Raw genomic sequence first — 24,429 nt, forward strand, 5'->3', positions numbered from 1 at the left:
GCGGCCAGGCTCGAGGTGCCGATGGCCAGCCAGCATCCGAGCAGCAGCGCGCCATGGGCGAGGCTTCGGCTTGGCTTCATGGTGTGGTCTCCGTCAGATGCTGGCTGCGTGGATCAGCGCTCGATCACCGGTGCGTGCACCGGGGCGATCGATGCGTGCGGCGTGGCGGTGCGTTGCGCGACCTTGTGCACCATGGTGTAGGCGTAGTCGATGCCCATGCCGTAGGCGCCCGAATGTTCCTTGGCGATGCCGGTGACGGCGTCATAGGTGTCGCGGTTCTTCCAGTCGCGCTGCCACTCCAGCAGGACCTGCTGCCACGTCACCGGCACCACGCCGGCCTGGATCATGCGCTGCATGGCGTAGTCGTGCGCTTCCTTGCTGGTGCCGCCCGAGGCGTCGGCAACCATGTAGATCTCGTAGTCGCCTTCCAGCATCGCGCTCAGCGCGAAGGTGGTGTTGCAGACTTCGGTCCACAGTCCGGCCACCACCACCTTCTTGCGCCCGGCGGCTTGCAGTGCGTCGCGCACCTTCTGGTCGTCCCACGAATTCATCGAGGTGCGCTCGAGGGTCTGCTTGCCGGGAAACACATCCAGCAACTCCGGGTAGGTGTAGCCGGAGAACGAATCGCTCTCGACGGTGGTGATGGTGGTCGGCACGTCGAACACCCGGGCCGCCTTGGCCAGCCCGATCACGTTGTTCTTCATGGTCTGGCGGTCCATCGACTGAACCCCGAAGGCCATCTGCGGCTGATGGTCGATGATGATCAACTGGCTGTTGCGCGGGGTCAGGACTTCGAGCTTGGCGTTCGACATGATGTTCTCCTAAAAATGATTCAAAATTGTTGATTGTGGTAGCGGCGCTGTGTGTTTGTGTCGCGCAGCCATGAGCAGAACTATAGCGAACGCCGTGATGCTTTCTGCCGACATTCATTGTCATTGTTGTTCAAAAAAATTGAAAAACGAATCGCGGCTCTGTCCAGGCGGCGGGCAGGGATTGCCTTGAGGTTGGAAATGCGAATTGTTATCATTTGTGGTCGTTTCCTGCCCGCATCGCTCTATGCCCGCCGCTTCCTTTGCCCTCTATGCCCGCCGCTTCCTTTGCCGCTTGCCATCTTTGTCCTCTCAGCCACGCCGCTCGCGCTGAAAATGCCGCCGCATATGTGGCGCTGCGGGTGCCGGCGTGAGCAAGGCGCTGCAGGCTAGCGGGTGGCGCTATCGCGCGGGCGTGGGCGTGCGCGCCGTTGCCGCCATTGCCGGCGGCTATGGGCTGGCCGCGCTGGCCACCGCGGTGCTGGCGCGCTATCTGCCGATGGCGCGGCACGATGCCGTGACCACGGCGACGCTGCTGTCGTTCGCCATCTATGCCGGCGCGGCGGTCTGGGTGTTTGCGGCGCGTAGCGCCTGGCGTGCATGGGCGGGCATGGCGCTGCCGGCCGCGTTGCTGTCGGCAATGCTGGCGCTCGGACGGGGGGCGTGATGCGCGCGGGATTCAGGCAGTCGATGGCATGGCTCCACACCTGGAGCGGCCTGCTGGTGTGCTGGGTGTTGTTCCTGATGTTCTGCGGCGGCACCGCCAGCTACTACAAGGAAGAGATTTCGCTGTGGATGCGGCCGGAGCTGCATCGCACCGCACCTGCCGAGGCCGCGCAGGTTCCGGCCGCGCAGATGGCACAGAACGCGTTGCGCTATCTGGAGCATCAGGCGCCCGATGCCGCGCGCTGGATCATCACGCTGCCCGATGCGCGGCGCGACGCGGTCAATGTGCGGTGGACCTACAAGCCGGGGCAGGCGCCGCGCGATGCCGACGGCAAGCCGCGCCGCTTCGACGCGCGCCTGCTCGATCCGGCCACCGGCGTGCCGCTGCAGGCCGCGCGCGAGACCCGCGGCGGCGAGTTCCTCTACCGGCTGCACTTCGACCTGCATTACATGCCGGCCAAGTGGGCGCGCTGGATCGCCGGCTTTTGCGCCATGTTCATGCTGGTGGCGATCGTCAGCGGCGTAATCACCCACCGCCGCATCTTTGCCGACTTCTTTACGTTCCGGCGCGGCAAGGGCCAGCGCTCCTGGCTCGATGCGCACAACGCGCTGGCGGTGCTGCCGCTGCCGTTCCACCTGATGATCACCTACACCGGGCTGGTCACGCTGCTGTTCATGTACATGCAGTGGGGCGTCGAGGCGGCATACGGCGGCGATCTGCGCGCATTCCAGGCGCAGACCAGGCTGCGCCCGCTGCCGCCCAAGGCCGCCGGCACAGCCGCGCCGCTGGCAAGCGTGCCGGACATGATGGCGCAGGCCGGGCGCGCGTGGCAGGGCGGGCAGGTGCGTCGCATCGTGGTCAACCTGCCGGGCGATGCCAACGCGACCGTGACCCTCTCCCGCGCCGAGCCCGATACGCTCTCGCACGATCCGCTCGCGCTCGAATTTGCGGGTGCCAGCGGCGCGCTGCTGGGAGCGTATGCCGAAGACAAGTCCGCCGCCGAACTGACGCGCAGCGTCATGACTGGCCTGCATATCGCCAGCTTTGCACCCCCCGGCCTGCGCGCGCTGTTCTTCCTGTGCGGGCTGGCGGGCTGCGCCATGGTCGCCACCGGCGCCATCCTGTGGGCGGTGCGCACGCGCCAGCAGCAGGCCAGGGCCATCGCGGCGCGGGGCCGGCCCGGGTTCGGGCTGCGCCTGGTCGAGGCGCTCAATATCGGCGCCATCGCCGGCCTGCCGGTGGCCTTTGCCAGCTATTTCTGGGCCAACCGGCTGTTGCCGGTGGCAATGGCGCAGCGGCCCGAGGCCGAGATCCGCTGGTTCTTCATGGCCTGGGCCGCGTGCGCGCTGCTGGCGCTGTGCCGGCCCACGCGCGCCATGTGGCGCGCACAGCTGTGGGCGGGCGCGGCATTGTTCGGCACCCTCCCGCTGCTCAATGCGCTGACCACCGGCTCGCACCTGGGCGTGACCCTGCTGCAGGGGCATGGTCCGGCGGCCGTGGCCGGCTTCGACCTGGTGTCGCTGGCGCTGGGCCTGGCGCTTGGCGCCGCGGCCTGGATCACGGGCCGCCGGCAAGCCGGGGGCGCACGCGTGGCATCGCGGCCGCGCAACGTCGCCGCCACCACGCAGGAGGCCGCATGAACGCGCTGGCCGGGTTCGCGCTGTCGCTGGCCGGGTTTGCCGCGCTGGCGCTGTCGCTCGAGCGCCATCATGCCGATATCCATGGCCGCGGCAGCGTGCCGTCGCGCGGCGCGGTGGCGCGCTTGCGCCTGCAGGGCGCGATGGCGCTGGCACTGGCGTGGGGACTGCATATCGCCGCGCAGGGCGGGCCGATGGGCACGGTGTCGTGGGTGGGCACGCTGACGGCCAGTGCCATCGCCGTGGCGCTGGGCCTGTCCTACGCGCCGCGCGTGGTGCAGCGCCTGGTGCCCGGCGTGGCGCTCGTCGGGCTGGCCGGCGCCGCCTGGCGGCTTGCCGGCTGAGCGGCGGCGCCTGGCGCTGGCGCCGCGGCGTGTTCAGCTTGCCGGCTGTGGCCGGCCGGGGGCTTCGGCCCGCGCGGCATCGCCCCGGATCTCGCCGACGACATCGCGCAGGACTTCGAGCAGCGTCTGCGGCGGATAGGGCTTGCGCAGCACCGCCACCGCGCCCAGCGCGGCGTGCTGTGCCGGCGTCAGCTCCAGCGCGTAGCCGGTGGCGAACACCACGCCCAGCCCCGCTTGGCGCGCGCGTGCCGCCAGCGCCAGGTCCACGCCGGAATCCCCGGCCAGCGCGACGTCGGTCACCAGCACGTCGACCGCGTTGCCAGCCAGCACGGCGAGCGCCGCGCTCTCACTGTCCGCTTCCAGCGCGTGCATGCCATAGGCACGCAGCACTTCCGCGGTGCCGGCGCGTACCAGCGCGTCGTCGTCCACGCACAGCACGCGTAGCGGCGCGGCGTCCGGCGCGTGCCCGACTGGCGCCAGGTGCTGGCCCACCGCGGCCGTCGCGGCGCGCTGGCTGCGATTTGCCAGCACGTGGCGCACCTTGCGTGCCAGCGCCTCATGGGTGTAGGGCTTGCTGAGCAGTTCGATGCCGGCATCGAGGCGTCCGTCATGCACGATGACGCTGTCGGCATAGCCCGAGGTGAACAGCACGCCCACGTCCGGCATCCGTTCGCGCAGCTTGCGCGCCAGCTCCGTGCTGCGCAGCGGGCCGGGCATCACCACGTCGCTGAACAGCAGGTCCACCGGCACGCCGCGCTCGACGATGGCCAGCGCGCTGTGCGCGTCGCGCGCGCGCAGCACGTGGTAGCCCAGGCTGGCGAGCATCTCGACCACCGTGGCGCGCACGTCCTCGTCGTCTTCCACCACCAGCACGGTCTCGCTGCCGCCGCGCGCCGCGCCCGCGTCCAGTTCGATATCCGGGTCCTCATCCTCAAGCACGCGCGGCAGGAACAGCGTGACCGTGGTGCCGCGCCCCGGCTCGCTGGCGATCTTCACGTGTCCGTCGGACTGGCGGATAAAGCCATACACCATGCTCAGGCCCAGTCCGGTGCCCTGGCCCTCGGGCTTGGTGGTGAAGAAGGGCTCGAACACGCGTTCCTGCACCTCGGGCGGCATGCCCACGCCGGTGTCGGTGACCGACAGCAGCACATACTGCATCGGCGCGGCTGGCGCGGCTTTGTTGGCGGCTTCGCTGGTGGCTTCGCCCGGCCGCGCATTGCGCGCCGCGAGGGTCAGGCGCCCGTGCCCGTGCATGGCGTCGCGCGCGTTGATCGCCAGGTTCAGCAGCGCGTTCTCGACCTGGAACGGATCGACCAGCGTGTTCCACAGGTCGGGCGCGACCACGGTTTCGACCTCGATGCCGTCGCCCAGGGCCCGGCGCAGCATGTCGTCCAGCGTGCGCACCAGCCGGCCCAGGTTGACCACCCGCGGCGCCAGCGGCTGGCGCCGCCCGAACGCCAGCAGCTGCGATGCCAGCTTGGCGCCGCGCGCGACGCCGGCCAGCGCGTTGCGCAGGCGCGGCCCGGCGCGGTCATCGCTGGCAAGGTCGCGCGTCAGCAACTGCAGGTTGCCGCCGATCACCTGCAGCAGGTTGTTGAAATCATGCGCGACGCCGCCGGTCAGGTTGCCGATCGCCTCCATCTTCTGCGCCGTGCGCAGGGCCTCGTCGGCGTGGCGCAGCGCGGCCTGCGCTTCGCGGTCGCCGGTGACGTCGCGGCCCACGCCGTGGATATGGCCGTTGGCCGGATCGACCGACAGGGTCCAGGCCAGCCAGCGCAGTGCGCCGTCCGCGCGCTGCTGCCGGCATTCAAAGCGCACCGGCACACCATCGTGGCGCAGGGCGTCGAGCTGCGCGCTGGCGCCGGCGAGGTCGTCGGGGTAGATGAACGACAAGTAAGCGCGTCCCAGCACCTGCTGCGGCGCGTGGCCGAGCGTGCGCGTCCACGCCGGACTGACCCGCTGCAGGCAGCCATCGAAGCGCGCCACGATCAGCAGGTCTTCGCTCAGCTCCCACAGCCGGTCATGGTCGGCCACGGCCTGCGCGACGCGGCGCTCCAGCGAGGCGTTGAGTTCCTGCAGGCGGTGCTCGGTGGCCCGGCGCAGTGCCGACAGGCGCAGGTTGCTGGCCACGCGCGCCAGCAGCTCGCGCGCGGAGAAGGGCTTGACCAGGTAGTCGTCGGCGCCGCTGCCCAGGCCGCTCACGCGTGCCTCCTCGCCGGCGCGGGCGGACAGCAGCAGCACCGGCGTGTCGCTCAGCGCGGCATCGGCGCGCAGCGCGCGCACCAGGCCAAAGCCGTCCAGGCGCGGCATCATCACGTCCGACACCACCAGTGCCGGCGCGTGCACGCGCGCCAGCGCCAGCGCCGCTTCGCCGTCGGCGGCCACGGCGACGCGATGGCCAGCGGCGCCCAGCAGGCGGCGCATGTAGTCGCGCAGGTCGTCGTTGTCGTCCGCCACCAGCACCAGGGCGCTGCCATTTGCCGCATCGCCGGCTGCGGCCGAGACTTGCGCGGAAAGCAAGGGAAGATCGTCCGCTGCCACCGGCGTTGGCGGCGGTGCCATTTCCGCCCGCGGCCAGCGCAGCGCGGTTTCGACATAGGCGCGCGCCTGCACGCCCCTGGCCAGGGGGGCGGCCTCAGCTTGCGTTGCCGCGTCAGTGACCGCATCCATGGCGGCCGGCAGGCGCACGGTGAAGCAGGTGCCCTCGCCCGGCACGCTCTGCACGTCGATCGTGCCGCCGTGCAGCCGCACCAGCTCCTGCACCAGCGCCAGGCCGATGCCGCTGCCTTCGATGCTCCGGCCCTGCGCACCTTCGACGCGATGGAAGCGCTCGAAGATGCGCGGCAGTTCCGCCGCCGGGATGCCGATGCCGGTGTCGCGCACGGTCAGTGCCACGGCGTCGTCGCCCTGCGGCGCGACCGCCACGGTGATGGTGCCGGCGAAGGTGAACTTGAAGGCGTTGGAGACCAGGTTCAGCACGATGGTCTCCCACATGTCGCGGTCCACGGCGACGGCGTGCGCGAGCGGCGGGCATAACGGCGGGCAGTCGACCCGCAGCGTGATGCCGGCCGCTTCCACGCTCGCCCGGAACAGCGAGGCCAGGTCCGCCGTCAGCGCGGCCACGTCGGTGGGCTGGCGCCGCATCGTCACGCGGCCGGACTCGATCCGCGAGAAATCCAGCAGTGCGTTGACCAGCTTGAGCAGGCGCAGCCCGTTGCGATGCGTCATCTCCAGCATGGCGCGGTCCTCGCCGGGACCGGCGCGGCGCACCAGTTCCTCGAGCGGGCCCAGCATCAGCGTCAGCGGCGTGCGGAACTCATGGCTGATGTTGGAGAAGAAGGCCGTCTTGGCGCGGTCGATCTCGGCCAGCGCCTCGGCGCGCTTGCGCTCCGCCTCATAGGCCAGCGCCGAGTGCATGGCCGCGCCGATCTGCCCCGCGGCCAGCGTCAGGAAGCTGCGGTAGCGCTGGTCGAACAGGCGGAACGGATTCAGGCCGACCACCAGCACGCCGCGATGCGACGCGCTGCCCGAGGGCGCCACCTCGATCACGGCCGCGCGTGACGGCGGCGCGCCCCAGGCGCCGCCCGGCAGCGGCACGGCGAAGCGCTCGGCCAGGCCGTCCAGCAGCACCGGGCGCTGCTGCGCCAGCACTTCGGCCACGGGCCACGGCCACTGCGCGTCCAGCGCGATCTGCGCCGGCGCGCCCGGGTGGCCGTCATCGATGCCGATGGCGCCGGCGCGCTGCAGCGCGCGCGCGCCGGGCTCGGCGATGTACAGCAGCGCGAACACGATGTCGCGCGGGTCCGACGACAGCGCCGCCATGGCGCGCTCGCACGCATCGCGCCACGCGCGTGCCTCGCTGGCCGTTGCCGCCACGTCGCGCAGCACGTTCAGCTGGCGCTCGGCCAGCACGCGTTCGGTGTCGTCGCTATTGGCGCAGATGATGCCGCCGGTGCCGCCGTGGTCGTCGGGCACCGGGCTGTAGGAAAAGGTGTAGTAGGTCTCCTCCGGGTAGCCGTTGCGCTCCATGATCAGCAGCTTCTGCTCGACGAAGGTACCTTCGCTGCCGGTCATCGCGGTGGCCAGCAGCGGGGCGATCTCGGGCCAGATCTCGCGCCACACCACCGACGTGGGCTGCCCCAGCGCGCCGGGGTGCTTGCCGCCGATGATCGATTTGTAGGCGTCGTTGTAGAAGAAGTGCAAGGCATCGCCCCAGCCGATCCAGATCGGCTGGCGCGAGGTCAGCATGATGCGGATCGCGGTCTTGAGGCTGTGCGGCCAGCCTTGCGGCGGCCCGAGCGGGGTGGAGTCCCAGGCGAAGGCGCGCATCAGCGTCCCCATCTCGCCGCCGCCGGCCAGAAAGCCGGGCATGTCGCCGGGCGGGACGGGCGCCGCGCTGGCGCCGGCAGTTGCGGTTTCGGCCGGGGGCGGCGGAGATGGCAAGGGCGTCATGCTGGCGGCGGGTGTCTTCATGGTCGTCTCTGGGGGCACGTGGTGCCGGCGTCCGGCCCGCGCGTCCTGGCAGACTGTGCCTAGCCTGGCCGTGCAATGCAAGCGGGCCGCGAGGCGCCTGTCGCGGCGCACTCGCGGCCCTGGTTCGCAGCGTGCTGCAATCGCCTTACAGCGGCGGAGAGACCCAGTACGGGTCGCGCCCGTAGTATTCGTGCAGCGACTTGCCCCACTGCGGGTCGGCCATGCTCGGCCAGCTGTCCTTGTTGAAGCCCGGCGCGGACTTGATCCGGTCCGCCGTCACGGCGATCCGGAAGCACTTTTCGTCAGTATCCATGACCAGTGCGTTCCAGGGGATGGCGTGCAGCGTGTCGCCCATGCCGAGGAAGCCGCCGGTGGTCAGCACCGCATAGGCAATGCGTCCATGCGGCACGTCCAGCATGATCTCGGAGATCTTGCCGACATGCTCGCCGTCGGACGAATAGGCCTTGGTGCCATCCAGGCTGGAAGCCGCCATCACTTCCGGGCCCGGGCCTTCGCCCACGCCGGAACCGACGATGGCTGCGCCTTGACTGCTGGGAGGTTGGGTTTGCATGCTGTGCTCCTTGTCGCGAGACGGTGGAATGCTTGGCGTGCGCAATGACCATGCCTGCGCCGCTTTGGCGTGGTTTCCACGTGGATCGCCCCGCGGCGGCGCCCGCTGGCGCCCCTGGCGGAGGTAATTCTTTCGCGTGGCTTGCAAAAACAACGCATTCGCACGGGCGCCCGCGCGGGGATCCGGCAGCCGCTTCAGAAGTGGTGCCGCATGCCAAGCATCACGCCCACGCGCGTGCTGCGCGCCACGCCGGTGGCGGGCGTGCCGGCCCAGTACTCGGTCTCGCGGCCGACCGCGCCGCCGCGCGCGCGCACCACGTCGGCTTCCAGGTACAGGCTGGTGCGCCGGGACAGGGCGTAGTCGGCCACCACCGCGACGCTGTCGGCATTGCCGCTGCCCAGCAGCACCGGCACCTGCAGGAACTGCGTGGTCACGTTGCCGCGCTGCCAGTAGCGGTAGTAGGCGCCGGACAGATGCAGCGCGGGCGTGAGCTGGTAGCCCAGCCCGGCGAAGGCGATGCTGAAGCGCGCGCCGCCGGCGTCATGGTGCCGCGCCGATTCGCGCCGGCCCATGTGGCCCACGTAGAAGGTGGCCTTGCCGGATGCGTACGAGCCGCCCACGGCGTAGTTGCGGACGGTGTGGCCGCCGTCGTCGCTGCGGCGCTGGTCATAGGCCGCGCCCAGCGCCAGCGCGCCCTGCTGCAGCATCAGCCCGCCGCCCAGCGTGGCGCCGCGCGCCAGGCTGCCGGCTTGCCCGCCGGCGCCGTAGTCCAGTTGCAGCGTCAGCGGCCCGGCGCTCTTCTTGTAGACCACGCTGTGGTCGATGCGATAGTCCTGGAAGAAGATGTCGCCGCCGAGGTAGATCGGATCGGACCAGAAATTGCCCCAGCCCTGGTCCAGCGGATTGAAGGCCCAGCCGATATTGTTCAGCGCGTTGTACTGGCGCCCGAAGGTCAGGCTGCCCCAGTCGCCAGCGAGGCCGGCATAGGCCTGGCGGCCGAACAGCGCCTGGTAGCCGGCGCGGCCGTCGTCGCTGCCGATGCCGGCCTCGAGCTGGAAGACGGCATGCTGGCCGCCGCCCAGGTCTTCGTCGCCCTTCAGGCCGAAGCGGCTGCCGACCATGCCGCCGGAGACCAGCGCCGCCTGGTCGTGGTGATGGCCATCGAGGTTCGAGGTATAGCGCACGGCCGTGCTGACGATGCCATATACGGTGACGCCCGGCTCCGCATGGGCGCGCCCCGCGATGAGGGCGGTGGTAAGGGCAGCGACGGGCAACAGCCCGGCCGCCGGCAGCCAGTGGCTGGCTGTCTTCTTCATGGAGGGTCCTCCGGAGGGCCGGATCCGGCCGGCGCGGTGGCGTGCCGGCGGATCCGTCAGGCCGATGGCCTGCGGGTTCCAGTCCCGCGCGGGGCACGCGGGTCGTCATCGGGCCAGGCGCAACGGATGCGCGGCCCGGGCGAGGGTCGAAGCGGGCGACGATGCCTGGAGGGGCGGCGAATGCCGGCAGTATTGCCGGGCAAGCCTTGGGCAGCGCCGCTTGCCGGCGCCACGGGAGCGGCCCGAAGGCCATTGAGCGGGTTCGCCGGCGCCCGCTTCGGCAAGCGTTTTTCGGCCATGGCCGATCGGGCTTGGAAGGCGCATGCCGGGTCGTCCCCGGCGCGGCGAACAGGGCGTTAGTTTACCCGCACTGGGTCAGTGCCCTTGAAAAGTGCTTTGTCCAGCGCTGGTTGCGGGCCTGCAACAGGCCACTGGTGTGCTCCCTCTCCCGCATCCGGGAGGAGGCTGGGGACAGGGCGCCGGCGCGTCAACGAAGTCGCTCGCGACACACCGGCCGGGGGCGGACGCCTCAGCCCACCCGCTTCGCCGAGATCACCGCTTCCGCCACATTGGCGGGCGCCTCGGCGTAGTGCTTGAACTCCATGGTGAAGGTCGCGCGTCCCTGCGTCAGCGAGCGCAGCGTGGTGGAGTAGCCGAACATGGTCGCCAGCGGCACTTCGGCGCGCACGATCTTGCCACCGCCGCCGGCGATGTCTTCCATGCCGTGCACCATGCCGCGGCGTGACGACAGATCGCCCATCACGTTGCCGGTGAATTCCTCCGGTGTTTCCACCTCGACCGCCATCATCGGCTCCAGCAGCGTCGGCCGGGCGCGGCGCATGCCTTCCTTGAACGCCATCGAGCCGGCCATGCGGAACGCGTTTTCGTTCGAGTCGACGTCGTGGTAAGAGCCGAATACCAGCGTGGCCTTGATGTCGACCACCGGGTAACCGGCCAGCACGCCCGACTGCATGGTCTCGCGGATGCCCTTGTCGACCGCGGGGATGAACTCGCGCGGCACCACCCCGCCCTTGATCGCGTCGACGAACTCGTAGCCGCCGCCATGCGGCATCGGCTCCAGGTTCAGCACCACGTGGCCGTACTGGCCGCGCCCGCCCGACTGCTTGATGAACTTGCCCTCGACGTCGCGCGCCGGCAGGCGGATGGTTTCGCGGTACGCCACCTGCGGCTTGCCGACCGAGGCCTCGACGCCGAATTCGCGCCGCATGCGGTCGACCAGGATTTCCAGGTGCAGCTCGCCCATGCCGGAGATGATGGTCTGCCCGGACTCCTCGTCCGTGGTCACGCGGAACGACGGGTCTTCCTGCGCCAGCCGGTTCAGCGCGATGCCCATCTTCTCCTGGTCGGCCTTGGTCTTCGGTTCCACCGCCTGCGAGATCACCGGCTCGGGAAAGCTCATGCGCTCCAGGATGATGACCTTGTCGGGGTCGCACAGCGTGTCGCCGGTGGTGGCCTCCTTCAGGCCCACCGCCGCGGCGATGTCGCCGGCGCGCACTTCCTTGATCTCCTGGCGCACGTTGGCGTGCATCTGCAGGATGCGGCCCAGGCGCTCGCGCTTGCCCTTGAGCGGGTTGTAGACGCTGTCGCCGGAGTTGACCACGCCGGAGTACACGCGGAAGAAGATCAGCTGGCCGACAAAGGGATCGGTCATGATCTTGAACGCCAGCGCGGCGAACGGCTCGTCGTCGCTGGGGTGGCGCTCCGCTTCGCGATCGTCCTCGGTGTGGCCGAGGATGGCCGGCACGTCGGCGGGCGACGGCAGGTAGTCGATCACCGCGTCAAGCATGCTCTGCACGCCTTTGTTCTTGAAGGCGCTGCCGCATAGCATCGGCACGATTTCGTTGGCGATGGTGCGCTTGCGCAGGCCCTGCTTGATCTGCGCCTCGCTCAGCGGCTCGCCCGACAGGTACTGGTTCAGCAGCGCTTCGTCGGCCTCGGCGGCGGCCTCGACCATCTTGTCGCGCCATTCCTGCGCGGTGGCGAGCAGTTCGGCGGGAATGTCCTGGTACTCGAAGCGCACGCCCTGGCTGGCGTCGTCCCAGACGATGGCCTTCATCTTGACCAGGTCGACCACGCCCAGGAAGTGGTCCTCGGCGCCCAGTGGAATCTGGATCGGCACGGCGCGGCCGCGCAGGCGCTCGGCGATCTGCGCCTGCACGCGGAAGAAGTCGGCGCCGATGCGGTCCATCTTGTTGACGAACGCAATGCGCGGCACTGCGTACTTGTTGGCCTGGCGCCAGACGGTTTCGGATTGCGGCTGCACGCCGCCGACGGCGTCGTAGACCATGCAGGCACCGTCCAGCACGCGCATGGAGCGCTCGACTTCGATGGTGAAGTCGACGTGCCCCGGCGTATCGATGATGTTGATGCGGTGCTCGGGATAGTTGCCGGCCATGCCTTTCCAGAAGGCGGTGGTGGCGGCCGAGGTGATGGTGATGCCGCGCTCCTGCTCCTGCTCCATCCAGTCCATGGTGGCCGCGCCATCGTGCACTTCGCCCAGCTTGTGGTTGACGCCCGTGTAGAACAGGATGCGCTCGGTCGTCGTGGTCTTGCCGGCGTCGATATGCGCGCTGATGCCGATATTGCGGTAGCGCTCGATGGGGGTCTTGCGGGGCACAGTGTTCTCCATGGATGAAACACGCCCGAATAGAGTAGCACCACTGGCCGCTCCCCGTTGCCCCTGCCGCGGGCAGGGACACGCGCTTCGGGGCGGCCCGCGCACGATCCCGCGCGTCTGAGGCGGGCCTAGGATTTTCGCTGCAACCGAAGCGGATTCCTCCCATCCTGTGCGCGCCTGCGGCTCCCTATACTGGCGTGGCATCGCGCACCGGCATGCGCCGTTCCTGCCAGCCCGTTCCAGCATCGGGATGTTGCCTCCGCCGATGCCTGCCTAGAACCTGGACCCCGCGCATGACAACCATCCTGATCGTTGACGACCATCCGGCGATGCGGCTGGTGCTTCGGCACCATCTGTCGCAACTGCTTGGCGTCGACGAGGTGATCGAGGCGGACAACGGGCAATGCGCCATCGAAATGGTGCGCGCCCGCATGCCGGACCTGGTGCTGCTCGACCTCGACATCCCGCGCTCGAGCGGGCTCGACGTGGCGCCGCGCCTGCGCGCGATCCATCCGCAGGTGCGCATCCTGGTGGTGACGGCGCTGGACCCGGCCGTGTTCGTCAGCCGTTCGTGGCAGGCGGGCGCGCAGGGCTTCGTCAGCAAGACCCAGGACATCAAGGAAATCCTGCGCGCGGTCGAGGCCGTGCTGGCGGGCTATACAGTGTTCCCGGTGCTGGGCCGCGGCGGCGCTCCGCGCCAGTCGATGTCGGCCGACGACGAGATGCTGCGGCGGCTGTCCGACAAGGAACTGGTGGTGCTGCAGATGCTGGCGCGCGGCATGTCGTACAAGGCCATCAGCGAGAGCCTCTTTATCAGCAACAAGACCGTCAGCAGCTACAAGGCCCGCATCATGAACAAGCTGCAGGTGTCGTCGCTGGTCGAACTGGTCGACTTCGCGCGCCGCTGCCGGCTGACGCCCTAGCGCGGCACGCCGCCTCCATTATTCATTAGACATCGTATGACCTGCCGGCGCATGCCCGCCGCATGCGCGTCTCGCCTCAGCCTTGCGGGGCAGCCGAACCGGACGCCTTGCGCAGCCGCTCGCGGCTGTTGGTCAGGTGCATGCGCATGGCGGCTTTGGCGGCGTCGGGGTCGCGGCGCTCGATCGCGTCGTAGATGTTCTCGTGCTCGATGCTGACCCGCTCCAGGTACTGCAGGCGCTCGGGGGTGCTGACTTGCAGCCGGCTGCGCGGGATCACCATGGTACCCAGGTGGCCCATGAGGTCGGTGAAATAGCGGTTGCCGGTGGCGCGCGCGATGGCCAGGTGGAAGGCGAAGTCGCTTTCCACCGCGTCATTGCCCTCGCCGGCGCCATGCTTGAGCTCGTCCAGCGCCTGGCGCATCGCCGCCAGTTGCGCCTCGGTGCGGCGCGCGGCCGCCAGGCCGGCCGCTTCCGCTTCCACGCTGACGCGAAATTCCAGCATCGCCATCACGTCCATGGCCGTGCCCAGCGCATCCGGCCCGATGCGGAACGGCGACGGCGCCTCGGCCGCGCGTTCCAGCACGAAGGTGCCGATGCCGTGGCGGGTCTCCACCAGGCCGCTGGCCTGCAGCCGCGACAGCGCTTCGCGCACCACGGTGCGGCTCACGCCCATGGTGGCCATGATCTCGGATTCGGTGGGTAGCTTGTCGCCAGGCTTGAGCTGGCCCTGGCGGATCTCTTCGCCAAGGGCTTGTACGACTTCCTCGGCTAGCGTGCGGCCGCGGCGGCGCAACGGAGCGGGACTGGAGAGGCTCGGAGTCGGGGCGAGAGGCTGGGCGTTCGGCATGGTGCTGCTAGTCGCTGGCTAGGGATATGGGCGGGGTTTCCCGGACTTGACCGGCCCGAGATCGCCTCATTATACTGGGTTATCAGTCATACGATGACAGATAACATACGCAACACAGGCCCCGGGTGAAGAATCGTACGCCCGGGCAATGCCGGAGACACTCCCGAGATGACCCTTACCGCCGCCCCCTTGGGGTCCGCCCATACGCCCGTCGTGACCGAGCTGACCGTGGTGCCCGTTGCCGGGCATGACAGCATGCTGATGAACCTGTCCGGCGCCCATGGCCCGTACTTCACGCGCAATATCGTGATCGTGCGCGACAGCGCCGGCCATACCGGCGTGGGCGAAGTACCGGGCGGCGAAGGCATCCGCCAGACCCTGGAAGACGCGCGCCCGCTGCTGGTGGGCCAGCCCATCGGCCAGTACCAGGCCGTGCTGAACCGCGTGCGCGCGGCCTTTGCCGGCCGCGATGCCGGCGGCCGCGGCCTGCAGACCTTCGACCTGCGCATCACCATCCACGCCGTCACGGCGCTGGAGGCGGCGCTGCTCGACCTGCTCGGCCAGCACCTGGAAGTGCCGGTGGCCGCGCTGCTGGGCGAAGGCCAGCAGCGCGACGCCGTCGAGATGCTGGGCTATTTGTTCTATATCGGCGAGCGCCAGCGCACCACGCTGGACTACCGCACCGAGCCGGACGCGGACAATGCGTGGTTCCGCCTGCGCAATGAAGTGGCAATGACGCCCGAGGCCGTGGTGCGCCTGGCCGAAGCGGCGTATGAGCGCTACGGCTTCAATGACTTCAAGCTCAAGGGCGGCGTGCTGCGCGGCGACGAAGAGATGGAAGCGATCCTGGCGCTGGCCGAGCGCTTCCCCAGGGCGCGCATCACGCTCGATCCCAACGGCGCCTGGTCGCTGGCCGACGCCGTGCGCCTGTGCCGCGACAAGCGCGGCGTGCTGGCCTATGCCGAAGACCCGTGCGGCGCCGAAGACGGCTACTCGGGGCGCGAGATCATGGCCGAATTCCGCACCGCCACCGGCCTGCCCACCGCCACCAATATGATCGCCACCGACTGGCGCCAGATGGGCCATGCGGTGCGGCTGCAGTCGGTCGACATCCCGCTGGCCGACCCGCATTTCTGGACCATGCAGGGCTCGGTGCGGGTGGCACAGATGTGCGCCGAATGGGGCCTGACCTGGGGCTCGCACTCGAACAACCACTTCGATATCTCGCTGGCGATGTTTACGCACGTGGCGGCAGCCGCGCCCGGGCGCGTCACCGCGATCGACACCCACTGGATCTGGCAGGACGGCGAACACCTGACCCGCAACCCGCTGAAGATCGAAGGCGGGCTGGTGCAGGTGCCCAAGACCCCGGGGCTGGGCGTCGAGCTCGACCTGGATGCGCTGGCGCGCGCGCACGAGCTGTACCAGCGCAAGGGCCTGGGCGCGCGCGACGATGCCGCGGCGATGCAGTTCCTGATCCCCGGCTGGAAGTTCAACAACAAGGCGCCGTGCATGGTGCGCTGACGCGCCGCCGGCGACGACGCCAACGGCCAGTGCCGGCCATCGGGGCGGCTGGCCTTTTTCATCAAGACACTGCAGGAGACAACCATGTACACCTTCCAACCCCAGGGCGCGCCGCGCCTGCCTCACTGGCTGCGCGCCTTCGCGCTCGGCTCGGTCGCCGCGGTCGCGGCGCTGAGCTTCATCAGCCCGGCCGGCGCCGCGGCACAGGACTGGCCGCAACGTCCGGTATCGGTGGTGGTGCCGTTCCCGCCGGGCGGCTCCAGCGACGCCATCGCGCGCATGCTGACGGTGCCGCTCAATGAAAAGCTGGGCCAGCCGTTCGTGATCGACAACCGCCCTGGCGCGACCGGCGCCATCGGTGCCACCTACGTCAAGCGCGCGCCGGCTGACGGCTACACCATGATGGTGGCATCGATCGGCGTCTATGCGGTCAACCCGTTCCTGCAGAAGAACCTGGCCTATGACCCGGCCAAGGACTTCGACCTGCTGACCGTGGCGGTGCGCGCGCCCAACGTGCTGGTGGCCAACCCGCAGTTCCCGGCCAACACGCTGGCGGAACTGGTGGCGTACATGAAGAAGAACCCGGGCAAGGTCAGCTTCGCCTCGTCCGGCGCCGGCTCGTCCGACCACCTGACCGCGGCGCTGTTCTGGCAGAAGAGCGCCACCGACGGCCTGCATGTCCCTTACAAGGGCGGTGGCCCGGCCATTTCCGACCTGCTGGCCGGACAGGTGGACGTGTCGTTCCAGAACGTCAACGCCGTGCTGCAGCACATCCGTGCCGGCAAGCTCAAGGCGATGGCGGTGACTTCCGACAAGCGCTCGCCGGTGCTGCCCAATGTGCCCACCATGGCCGAGGCTGGCATCAAGGATGTCGAGGTCTACTCGTGGCAGGGCGTGGCCGCGCCGCGTGGCCTGCCGCCGGAAATCAAGAGCCGCCTGCACGGCGCGCTGGTGTCGTCGCTGAACGACCCGAAGATGCGCCAGAAGCTCTCCGAGAGCGGCTTCGAGGTGGTGGCCAACACCCCCGAGCAGTTCAACCAGTTCGAGGCGCAGGAGCTGCAGCGCTGGAAGACCGTGATCGAGAAGGGCAAGATCACGCTCGACTGATCGCCCCCGCATAAGAACCCGATACCAAAGCACCGACCGCGCCGGCGCGGCACGTCGATCGTGCCGCGCCGGCGCGCGCCCCCCGACAGGAGACCTCAGCATGACTTACGGACGCCGCAACTTCCTCAAGCAATCCTCCGCCCTGGCCGCCGGGCTCGCCGCGGGGCCGCTCGCCGGCCTGTCGCCGGCCGCGCACGCCGCGGACTGGCCCACCCGCCCGATCCGCCTGGTGGTGCCGTACACCGCCGGCGGCTCGTCGGATATCATCGCGCGCCTGATCAGCAAGCAGCTGGGCGAGGCGCTGGGCCAGTCGGTGGTGGTCGACAACCGCCCCGGCGCCAACGGCAACGTCGGCGCGGCGCTGGTCGCGCAGGCCACCGACAACCACACGCTGCTGCTGTGCGATATCGGCGCGCTGGCCATCAGCCCGTCGGTCTACACCAAGCTGACCTTCAATATCGCCAGGGACCTGAAGCCGGTGTCGATGCTGGCGTATTCGCCGCACCTGCTGGTGGTGCATCCGTCGGTGCAGGTGAGCAACGTGAAGGAACTGGTGGCGCTGTCGCAGCGCAGCCAGCTCAACTTCGCCGTGACCGCCATCGGCAGCGCGCCGCACCTGGCCGGCGTGGCGGTGGAGCAGGCCACCGGCGCCAAGTGGCAATACGTGCCGTACAAGGGCGGCTCGCAGGCCATTGCCGACACCGTCGGCGGCAGCGCCCAGGTGCTGATGAACGGCATGCTGGCCACGCTGCCGCATGTGCAGTCGGGCAAGCTCAAGCTGATCGCCCAATCCAAGCGCACGCGCATGCCGCTACTGCAGAACGTGCCGACCATTGCCGAGCAGGGTGTGCCTAACTTCGAGTCGGGCACCTGGCAGGGCGTGATGGCCCCGGCCAGCATGCCCGACGCGATGGTGGCGCGCATCAGCGCCGAGCTGATCCGCATCATCCGCGCGCCGGACCTGCGCGCCCAGCTGGTAGCGCAGGGCGCCGAAGTGGTAACGATGACGCCGGGGGAAACCGGCAAGTTCTTCGTCGCCGAACAATCGCGCTGGGCGGGGGTGGTGAAGCAGGCGGGGATCAAGCTGGAGGCTTGATGGAGGTGGTTGGCAAAGGACGGCTCGCATGGGAATGCGGGCCGTTTTTTTCGGGGCTAGAAAGGCGTGGGTTTGCTCCCCTCTCCCGCTTGCGGGAGAGGGGCGGGGGAGAGGGCGGGCGTGTGCCAAGCATGAGGCGTCCACACTGCCTTTGCGGGCGGCCCAAAAACAAAAAAGCCCCGCACCAGGCGGGGCCGTATCTCACCGCCTTCCGTTATTTCCGCAACGCCGCCGGCAGCAGCCCCTGCGGCAGGTTCTGATAGCAAACCGGCCGCAGGAACCGGTCGATCGCCGTAGCACCCACCGAAGTCGTACGCACATCGGACGTCGCCGGGAACGGCCCGCCGTGCACCATCGCGTACGCCACCTCGACGCCGGTGGGGTAGCCGTTGCATAGCACGCGCCCGGCCTTGCGTTCCAGCACCGGCAGCAGGCGCTGCGCGGCGGAGTGGTGGGCGTCGTCGAGTTGCATCGTGGCGGTCAGCTGGCCTTCGAGCTGGCGCGCCACGGTCAGCATCTCGTCCATGTCGCGGCACACCACCAGCACCGTCGACGGTCCGAAGACTTCGGCCTGCATGCGGTGGTCCGCCAGGAACTGCGCGGCGGTGGTTTCGAACATCTCCGGCCGGGCCTGGTTGGTGCCGCTGGCGTCCACGCCATTGCCGATCCGCTGGAGACCGTCGAGCGATGCCAGCTGGGCCACGCCCTGCTGATACGCGGCATGGATGCCGGGCGTCAGCATCGTGGCCGCCGGCTTGCCTTGCAGCGCGCCCAGTGCCGCCGCGCGGAACTTGTCGAGGGCAGGGCCTTCGATGCCGATCACCAGTCCGGGGTTGGTGCAGAACTGGCCGACCCCGAGCACCAGCGACTCGACCAGCTGGCGGCCGATTTCCTCGCCGCGCGCGTCGAGCGCCGCGGGCAGCAGGAACACCGGGTTGATGCTGCTCATTTCGGCGTACACCGGAATCGGCTGCGGGCGCGCGTTGGCGGCACGCATCAACGCCATGCCGCCGGCGCGCGAGCCGGTAAAGCCGACCGCCTGGATCGCCGGATGCGACACCAGCGCCGTGCCGATGGCATTGCCCGCGCCCACCAGCAGCGAGAACACGCCCTCGGGCAGGCCGGCGTCGCGCACCGCTTGCTGGATCACGCGCCCGACCAGCTCAGAGGTGCCCAGGTGCGCCGGATGCGCCTTGACCACCACCGGGCAGCCCGCGGCCAGCGCCGCGGCGGTGTCGCCGCCGGCCACGGAGAAGGCCAGCGGGAAGTTGCTGGCGCCGAATACGGCAACCGGGCCGATGGCGATGCGCTGCATGCGCAGGTCCGGGCGCGGCGGGGTGCGCTCGGGCAGCGCGGCGTCGAAAGTGGCTTGCTGCCAGCGCCCCTCGCGCAGCACCGTGGCGAACAGGCGCAGCTGGCCGGCGGTGCGGCCGCGCTCGCCCTGCAGCCGCGCGATGGGCAGCGCGCTTTCCAGGTGGGCACGCTCGACCAGCGTGTCGCCAAGCGCTTCGATGCCCGTGGCGATGGCCTCGAGGAAGGCCGCGCGCTGTTCGGGCGTGGTGTTGCGGTAAGTGTCGAAGGCGGCTTCGGCCAGCGCGCAGGCGCGCTCGACCTCGGCCTCGCCGCCACCGTGGAAGTCAGGGCCGATGGCCGCGCCGGTGGCGGGATTGATCGCCTGCAGCGTCGCTTCGGTGCCGCGCACGGCTTGCGCGCCGATCAGCATGTCGCCGGTGATTTGCATGGAAGGATCCTTGTCAGCGTTTGGAACGGGGAAACCGGCCGGAGGGCATGCGCCCCGCGGCCGGCCTGGTCGGAATGCAAGACGCGGACGGCGCGCTGGCCCTCCGCGTGCCGGGTTATTGCGGGCCGACCTGGTTGATCAGCGCGTCCAGCATCTCCATCTCCTCTTCGGTCAGGTCGGTCAGCGGTGCGCGCACGGGACCGCCGTCGCGGCCCACCAGGCGCGCGCCCGCCTTGACGATGCTCACCGCATAGCCGGCCTTGCGGTTGCGGATGGCCAGGTAGGGCAGGAAGAAGTCGTCGATCAGGCGGCCCACGGTGTCGTGGTCGTCCGCGGCGATGGCGCGGTAGAAGTCCATCGCCGTCTTCGGGATGAAGTTGAACACCGCCGACGAATACACCGGCACGCCCAGCGCCTTGTAGGCCGCGGCATAGACCTCGGCGGTGGGCAGGCCGCCCAGGTAGGAGAAGCGGTCGCCCAGCTTGCGGCGGATGCTGACCATCGCTTCGATGTCGCCCACGCCATCCTTGAAGCCGATCAGGTTGGGGCAGCGCCCGGCCAGGCGGGCCAGCTGGTCGGCGTTGAGTTTCGAATTGGCGCGGTTGTAGACGATCACGCCGATATCGACCGCCTTGCAGACTTCTTCCACGTGGGCGGCAATGCCGTCCTGGCTGGCCTCGGTCAGGTAGTGCGGCAGCAGCAGCACGCCGGCGGCGCCCAGGCGCTGGGCTTCCTGCGCGTAGGCGATGGCAGTGCGGGTCGGGCCGCCGGCGCCGGCCAGGATCGGCACCTTGCCGGCGCAGGTACGCACCGCGGTGTCGACTACGGCCGAGTAGTCCTGCGGCGTCAGCGAGAAGAACTCGCCGGTGCCGCCGGCCGCGAACAGCGCGGTGGCGCCGTAGGGGGCCAGCCATTCCAGGCGCGCGGCGTAGGACTTCGGCGCGAAGTCGCCCTGGGCGTCGAAGTCGGTGATGGGGAAGGACAGCAGGCCTTCGGAGACGATTTGCTTGAGTTCGTTCGGTGCGAGCATTGCGGCAATCCAGGGCGGGCCGATGGCCCGGGGTGGCAGAAGCGGCTGAACTGCAACACTGGCAGGTCAGTCGAGTTATCAGTCATCGTACGACAACAAAGGAGCGAAGGCAATAGGCCAGACCGCTACCCCGGGTTAACCGGGAGCGCGCATGCGGTTCCCGCGTCGTGCTGTAGCTATGGGCACGCAGGACCATTCGGTGTGCGCCGGCGAGTGATGTTGTAGGACAACGTAAGTCACATGCCGGGCGATCCGCTCCAATTCAAGCCTGGCCGTGCAAGGTTGCGCGCCACGGCGATCCGGGGGCTGGCACACTGGCGTCCTGAACCAAAGGGGGAGAGCGCGGTGGGAGAGTTACAGGCCTTGCTGGAAAACCACGGGCTGATGCTGGTGTTCCTGAACGTACTGGTCGAGCAGGCCGGCCTGCCGGTGCCGGCTTATCCGATGCTGTTCGTCGCCGGCGCGCTGGGCGTGCAGGAGACCGGGCCGTCGATCGGCGCGGTGCTGGCCGCGGTCATCGTCGCCTGCCTGATTGCCGACACCGGCTGGTACTTCGCCGGGCGCCGGCTGGGGCAACCGATGCTGCGCACCATCTGCAAGGTCTCGATCTCGCCCGACTCCTGCATCCGCCAGACCCAGTCGCTGTACCTGCGCGTGGGGCCGCGCTCGCTGGTGGTCGCCAAGCTGCTGCCGGGGGCCGGCGCGCTGTCGACCGCGATGGCCGGCATGACCGGCACGCCGCTGCCGGTATTCCTGTTCTACGACGCGATCGGCGCGCTGGTGTGGGCCGGCAGCGGCCTGCTGATCGGCGTAGTGTTCAGCGATTTCATCGATGCGATCCTGGAGGGCTTCAGCACCTACGGCCATATGGCGCTGGTGGCGGTGGCGGGGGCCTTCCTGGTATTCCTGGCATGGCGCTCGTGGCGCCGGCTGCGGTTGCTGCGCATCACGAAGCGCGTGCCGCGCATGAGCGTGGATGAGCTGGAATCGCGCCGGCTGGCTGGCGCGCTGCCGGTCGTGATCGACGTGCGCGCCCATGGCGACGTGCCGATGGAGCGCATTCCCGGCTCGATGGTGCTCGACATGCAGGGCGCGCTCGACAGCCTCGACGCGCTCGGCGTGGCGCCCGCCGAGGCCGACATCGTGGTCTATTGCGCCTGCCCTAACGAGATGTCCGCGGCGCTGCTGGCCGAACGCCTGCGCGTGGCCGGCTATCCCAGGACCTGGGCGCTGGCCGGCGGCTTCGACGAATGGAAGCGGCGGCACGGCGCCACCGTGCCGCCCGCCGTCACCCATCCCGGCTCGGGTCAGGCGACGGCACGCTGAGCCGCGGGGCTCAGCGCGGGCCGGCGGTCTGGAACACCGACAGGTCGGGGTAGATCGCGCGGATCTTCTCCCATTCGGCGGCATTGAAGAACTGGCACTTGCCGGCGCCGAAGCGCTTGGACACTTCGACGCAGAAGCGCACCGCCTCGGCGATGTCGATCTCGTGGTTGGCCGAGGTCGCGCTGCCCGACACCACCGACTGCGCCGTCACCGCCACGCCCACCACCGGCGCCGGCGTGGCCACGTGCGGCTGCATGATGCTGTTGAAGTGGTACAGGCCGTTGTGGTACGGCGTGATGTCCTGCAGCGAGATCGGGAAGGTCACCGCCGGGCAGCCGGTGGTCGACTCCATGGTCGCCACCAGATCCGGCGCCACGCGCAGGATATAGCCCTGCATCGCCGTGGGCGAGATCGCAAAGCCGCGGTGCTTGACGATGCTGTTGCCCTTGGACGCATCGATCGACAGGATCGCATCCATTTCCGGCAGCACCTGGTAGTCGTTCATGGTGTCGGACGACACCGGCATGCCCATGAACGGCACCGGGTCGTGCGGCACCATCGAGACATTGGTCGACAGGTGGGTGGTCACGATCACGTCGCCGGGCACGTGGTCGCCGCGCGCCTTCATCTGCGCCAGCTTGAGCGCCACCGCCAGGCAGCCGATCGGGCCATCGGCATCGGACACCAGACCCACCAGTTCCGGACGCGCGCCGATGGCGCCGTTGCGGCCGATCACGCCCAGCGTCGGCGCCTTGCCGCCGCCGCGCTTGCCGGCGCTGCCCGGGATCACGATGGTGATGAAGTCGGTGGTGTTGGCCGTGTTCTCGGGCGGCGCGTTGTGGACCGTGGTGACTTGCACCGACACGCCGGCGTTGGCGTAGGGCGCGAACAGTTCGCTGACGAGCGCGCCGTTGGCGTGCGGGCTGTCCAGGGCTTCGTGGATGACCAGCGTCTGCTGCAGGGCCATGGCTTTCTCCAAAGTTTGCCCGGGCCGCGCGGCGCGGACCGGGCGGTCTACAAATCGATCAGAACTGATGGCGCAGGCCGACCATCACCGTGGTCTGCGTGTCGCGCCCGTCCAGCGGCGTGCCGCTGCCGCCGGTCCAGCTGGTGGTGTTGTTGCCGAACAGGCCCGACCAGTCGCCGTGGACGCGGTCATAGGCCAGCGCCAGGTAGGCGTCGGTGCGCTTGCTGAAGGCGTAGCCGGCCACCGCATACGCGGTGGTGCGGTTGCCGCTGAAGCTGTCGGCGCGGGTGCGGTTGTGCATCACGCTGCCGGTCAGGGTGACGTTGCCGGTCACGGCGTAGCTCGCGCCCAGCGTGAAGAAGTCGTCGTGACGGCTGCCGCCGAACACCGAGCTGATCGCCGCCCGGTTGGTCGGCGTGGCCGCGGTCGACATGCTGGTGATGGTGGCCGTATCGGTGCCGCCCTTCGACGAGTCGAAGCCCGCGTCGCGGTCGCTGTGGATGTAGTTGGCGAACAGGCTGGCGCGGCCGAGCGCGGCCTTCAGGCCCGCCAGGTAGATGTTGGCGTTGCGGCTCTGGCTGTCGCGGGTCTGCTGGAAGTCGCCGACCGCGGTGATCGGGCCGGCCGCGTACTTGACGCCGAAAGACACCGACGACATCGCGCGGGTGTTGCCCGCGGTCTCGCCCAGCGCGTATTCCGCGATCACCGACACCGGGCCGAAATTGCCGGTATAGCTGACGGCGTTGTCGTAGCGCTGGCCGGTCAGGTAGACCATCCAAGCATTGGACGGCGCCGCGCCCACGCCAAGCGGATCGACGTAGTACAGCATGGTGTTGGCGGTGGTGTACTGCCGGCCCAGAGCCAGCTCGCCCCAGCGGTTGCCGATCTTCACGTACGCCTGGCGGCCGAACAGCTGGCCTTGCTGGTCGAGCCGGCCGGTATCGGCCAGCAGCCCGTTCTCCAGCACAAAGCCCGCCTTCACGCCGCCGCCCAGGTCCTCGACGCCCTTCAGGCCGAAGCGGCTGCCGGACAGGAAGCCTTCGCCGCCCTGCTGCAGGCCGACCTGCGCGTCGCCGGCGGGGTTTGAGTGGGTCTGGTAGGTCAGCGCGGTATCGATGACGCCGTACAGCGTGACGCCGGATTGGGCCATGGTGGTGGCGGGCAGGGCCAGCATCAGTGGCAAGGTCAGGCGCGCGGCATGGCAAAGGGCTGGGCTCATATTGTTTTCTCCTCCAGAAGGCAAAAGGGGGCCGCGCGGGCGGCGCAACGCGGCCCGCGGGGCTGGTTTTGTTTGTATTGGCTGTGGCCGGGTGGGCCTTGAAATGGCTAGTTGCTAGTCACGCATGCATCCCGCTGGTTCGCTCCCCTCTCCCGCTTGCGGGAGAGGGGTTGGGGGAGAGGGCAGGCGCATGC

General features: G+C 69.5%; 18 protein-coding genes. 8 read left to right on the forward strand and 10 right to left on the reverse strand.

The genetic code is table 11. From position 1 onward, the window contains the following. Positions 1-113 precede the first annotated feature (113 nt). Positions 114-812 carry a hydrolase gene (locus tag MKD50_RS24365; RefSeq protein ID WP_252669026.1) on the reverse strand — a complete coding sequence of 233 codons (699 nt, stop codon included), beginning with the start codon at positions 810-812 and terminating at the stop codon, positions 114-116. A gap of 367 nt (positions 813-1,179) precedes the next feature. On the opposite strand from MKD50_RS24365, the gene MKD50_RS24370 reads away from it, so the two are divergent. From MKD50_RS24370 to MKD50_RS24380, 3 genes are read left to right on the forward strand one after another with little or no spacing between them, the layout of a single operon-like run. Continuing rightward, positions 1,180-1,476 carry a DUF3649 domain-containing protein gene (locus MKD50_RS24370; RefSeq protein ID WP_252669028.1) on the forward strand — a complete coding sequence of 99 codons (297 nt, stop codon included), beginning with the start codon at positions 1,180-1,182 and terminating at the stop codon, positions 1,474-1,476. Further along, on the forward strand, positions 1,476-3,116 hold the full coding sequence (locus tag MKD50_RS24375) for a PepSY-associated TM helix domain-containing protein (protein ID WP_252669030.1): 1,641 nt from the start codon (positions 1,476-1,478) through the stop codon (positions 3,114-3,116). Before MKD50_RS24370 ends, MKD50_RS24375 begins: the two co-directional genes overlap by 1 nt. Next, positions 3,113-3,457 carry a DUF3325 domain-containing protein gene (locus tag MKD50_RS24380; RefSeq protein ID WP_252669032.1) on the forward strand — a complete coding sequence of 115 codons (345 nt, stop codon included), beginning with the start codon at positions 3,113-3,115 and terminating at the stop codon, positions 3,455-3,457. The genes MKD50_RS24375 and MKD50_RS24380 overlap by 4 nt, the downstream gene beginning before the upstream one ends. A 33-nt stretch (positions 3,458-3,490) precedes the next feature. Here MKD50_RS24380 and MKD50_RS24385 read toward each other — a convergent pair whose 3' ends face one another. The 4 genes from MKD50_RS24385 to fusA all read right to left on the reverse strand — a co-directional run bounded on the left by MKD50_RS24385 (position 3,491) and on the right by fusA (position 12,455). Next, complete coding sequence (locus MKD50_RS24385) at positions 3,491-7,930, reverse strand: response regulator (protein WP_371925390.1); 4,440 nt, start codon at positions 7,928-7,930, stop codon at positions 3,491-3,493. Between the two features lie 145 nt (positions 7,931-8,075). Then, entirely contained in the window at positions 8,076-8,501 is a 426-nt protein-coding gene (locus MKD50_RS24390) for a PRC-barrel domain-containing protein (protein ID WP_062804057.1), read from the reverse strand. Positions 8,502-8,695: 194 nt separating this feature from the next. Further along, positions 8,696-9,817, reverse strand: coding sequence for a porin (locus MKD50_RS24395; protein WP_115699414.1), 1,122 nt, complete (start codon positions 9,815-9,817; stop codon positions 8,696-8,698). Between the two features lie 529 nt (positions 9,818-10,346). Then, entirely contained in the window at positions 10,347-12,455 is a 2,109-nt protein-coding gene (gene fusA / locus MKD50_RS24400; protein ID WP_115699415.1) for an elongation factor G, read from the reverse strand. Between the two features lie 293 nt (positions 12,456-12,748). On the opposite strand from fusA, the gene MKD50_RS24405 reads away from it, so the two are divergent. Continuing rightward, a complete protein-coding gene (locus MKD50_RS24405) occupies positions 12,749-13,378 on the forward strand; it encodes a response regulator transcription factor (RefSeq protein ID WP_026164172.1) in 630 nt (209 codons plus the stop codon). Positions 13,379-13,454: 76 nt separating this feature from the next. On the opposite strand, the gene MKD50_RS24410 is transcribed toward MKD50_RS24405, so the two are convergent. Continuing rightward, the gene (locus MKD50_RS24410) at positions 13,455-14,225 is read right to left on the reverse strand and encodes a FadR/GntR family transcriptional regulator (protein ID WP_252669034.1); all 771 of its coding nucleotides are present in this window, start codon (positions 14,223-14,225) and stop codon (positions 13,455-13,457) included. A gap of 168 nt (positions 14,226-14,393) precedes the next feature. On the opposite strand from MKD50_RS24410, the gene gudD reads away from it, so the two are divergent. The 3 genes from gudD to MKD50_RS24425 all read left to right on the forward strand — a co-directional run bounded on the left by gudD (position 14,394) and on the right by MKD50_RS24425 (position 17,952). Beyond that, a complete protein-coding gene (gene gudD / locus MKD50_RS24415; protein ID WP_115699417.1) occupies positions 14,394-15,749 on the forward strand; it encodes a glucarate dehydratase in 1,356 nt (451 codons plus the stop codon). Positions 15,750-15,833: 84 nt separating this feature from the next. Further along, positions 15,834-16,856, forward strand: coding sequence for a Bug family tripartite tricarboxylate transporter substrate binding protein (locus tag MKD50_RS24420; RefSeq protein WP_252669036.1), 1,023 nt, complete (start codon positions 15,834-15,836; stop codon positions 16,854-16,856). Between the two features lie 100 nt (positions 16,857-16,956). After that, positions 16,957-17,952, forward strand: coding sequence for a Bug family tripartite tricarboxylate transporter substrate binding protein (locus MKD50_RS24425; RefSeq protein WP_252669038.1), 996 nt, complete (start codon positions 16,957-16,959; stop codon positions 17,950-17,952). A gap of 214 nt (positions 17,953-18,166) precedes the next feature. Here MKD50_RS24425 and MKD50_RS24430 read toward each other — a convergent pair whose 3' ends face one another. Then, positions 18,167-19,693 (reverse strand): aldehyde dehydrogenase (NADP(+)), encoded by a 1,527-nt coding sequence (locus tag MKD50_RS24430; protein WP_252669040.1) that lies wholly within the window; start codon positions 19,691-19,693, stop codon positions 18,167-18,169. Positions 19,694-19,808: 115 nt separating this feature from the next. Continuing rightward, positions 19,809-20,723, reverse strand: coding sequence for a 5-dehydro-4-deoxyglucarate dehydratase (gene kdgD / locus MKD50_RS24435; RefSeq protein WP_252669041.1), 915 nt, complete (start codon positions 20,721-20,723; stop codon positions 19,809-19,811). A gap of 345 nt (positions 20,724-21,068) precedes the next feature. Between kdgD and MKD50_RS24440 the strand changes: the two genes are divergently transcribed. Continuing rightward, positions 21,069-22,049 carry a DedA family protein/thiosulfate sulfurtransferase GlpE gene (locus MKD50_RS24440; protein ID WP_115699422.1) on the forward strand — a complete coding sequence of 327 codons (981 nt, stop codon included), beginning with the start codon at positions 21,069-21,071 and terminating at the stop codon, positions 22,047-22,049. Between the two features lie 10 nt (positions 22,050-22,059). Here MKD50_RS24440 and MKD50_RS24445 read toward each other — a convergent pair whose 3' ends face one another. Next, positions 22,060-23,016, reverse strand: a complete 957-nt coding sequence (locus tag MKD50_RS24445) for a DUF1177 domain-containing protein (RefSeq protein ID WP_252669043.1) — start codon at positions 23,014-23,016, stop codon at positions 22,060-22,062. A 58-nt stretch (positions 23,017-23,074) separates the two neighbouring features. After that, complete coding sequence (locus tag MKD50_RS24450; RefSeq protein WP_252669045.1) at positions 23,075-24,235, reverse strand: porin; 1,161 nt, start codon at positions 24,233-24,235, stop codon at positions 23,075-23,077. Between the last annotated feature and the right edge of the window lie 194 nt (positions 24,236-24,429).

It is taken from the genome of Cupriavidus mimosae (genome assembly GCF_023952485.1).
Lineage (GTDB): Bacteria > Pseudomonadota > Gammaproteobacteria > Burkholderiales > Burkholderiaceae > Cupriavidus > Cupriavidus taiwanensis_C.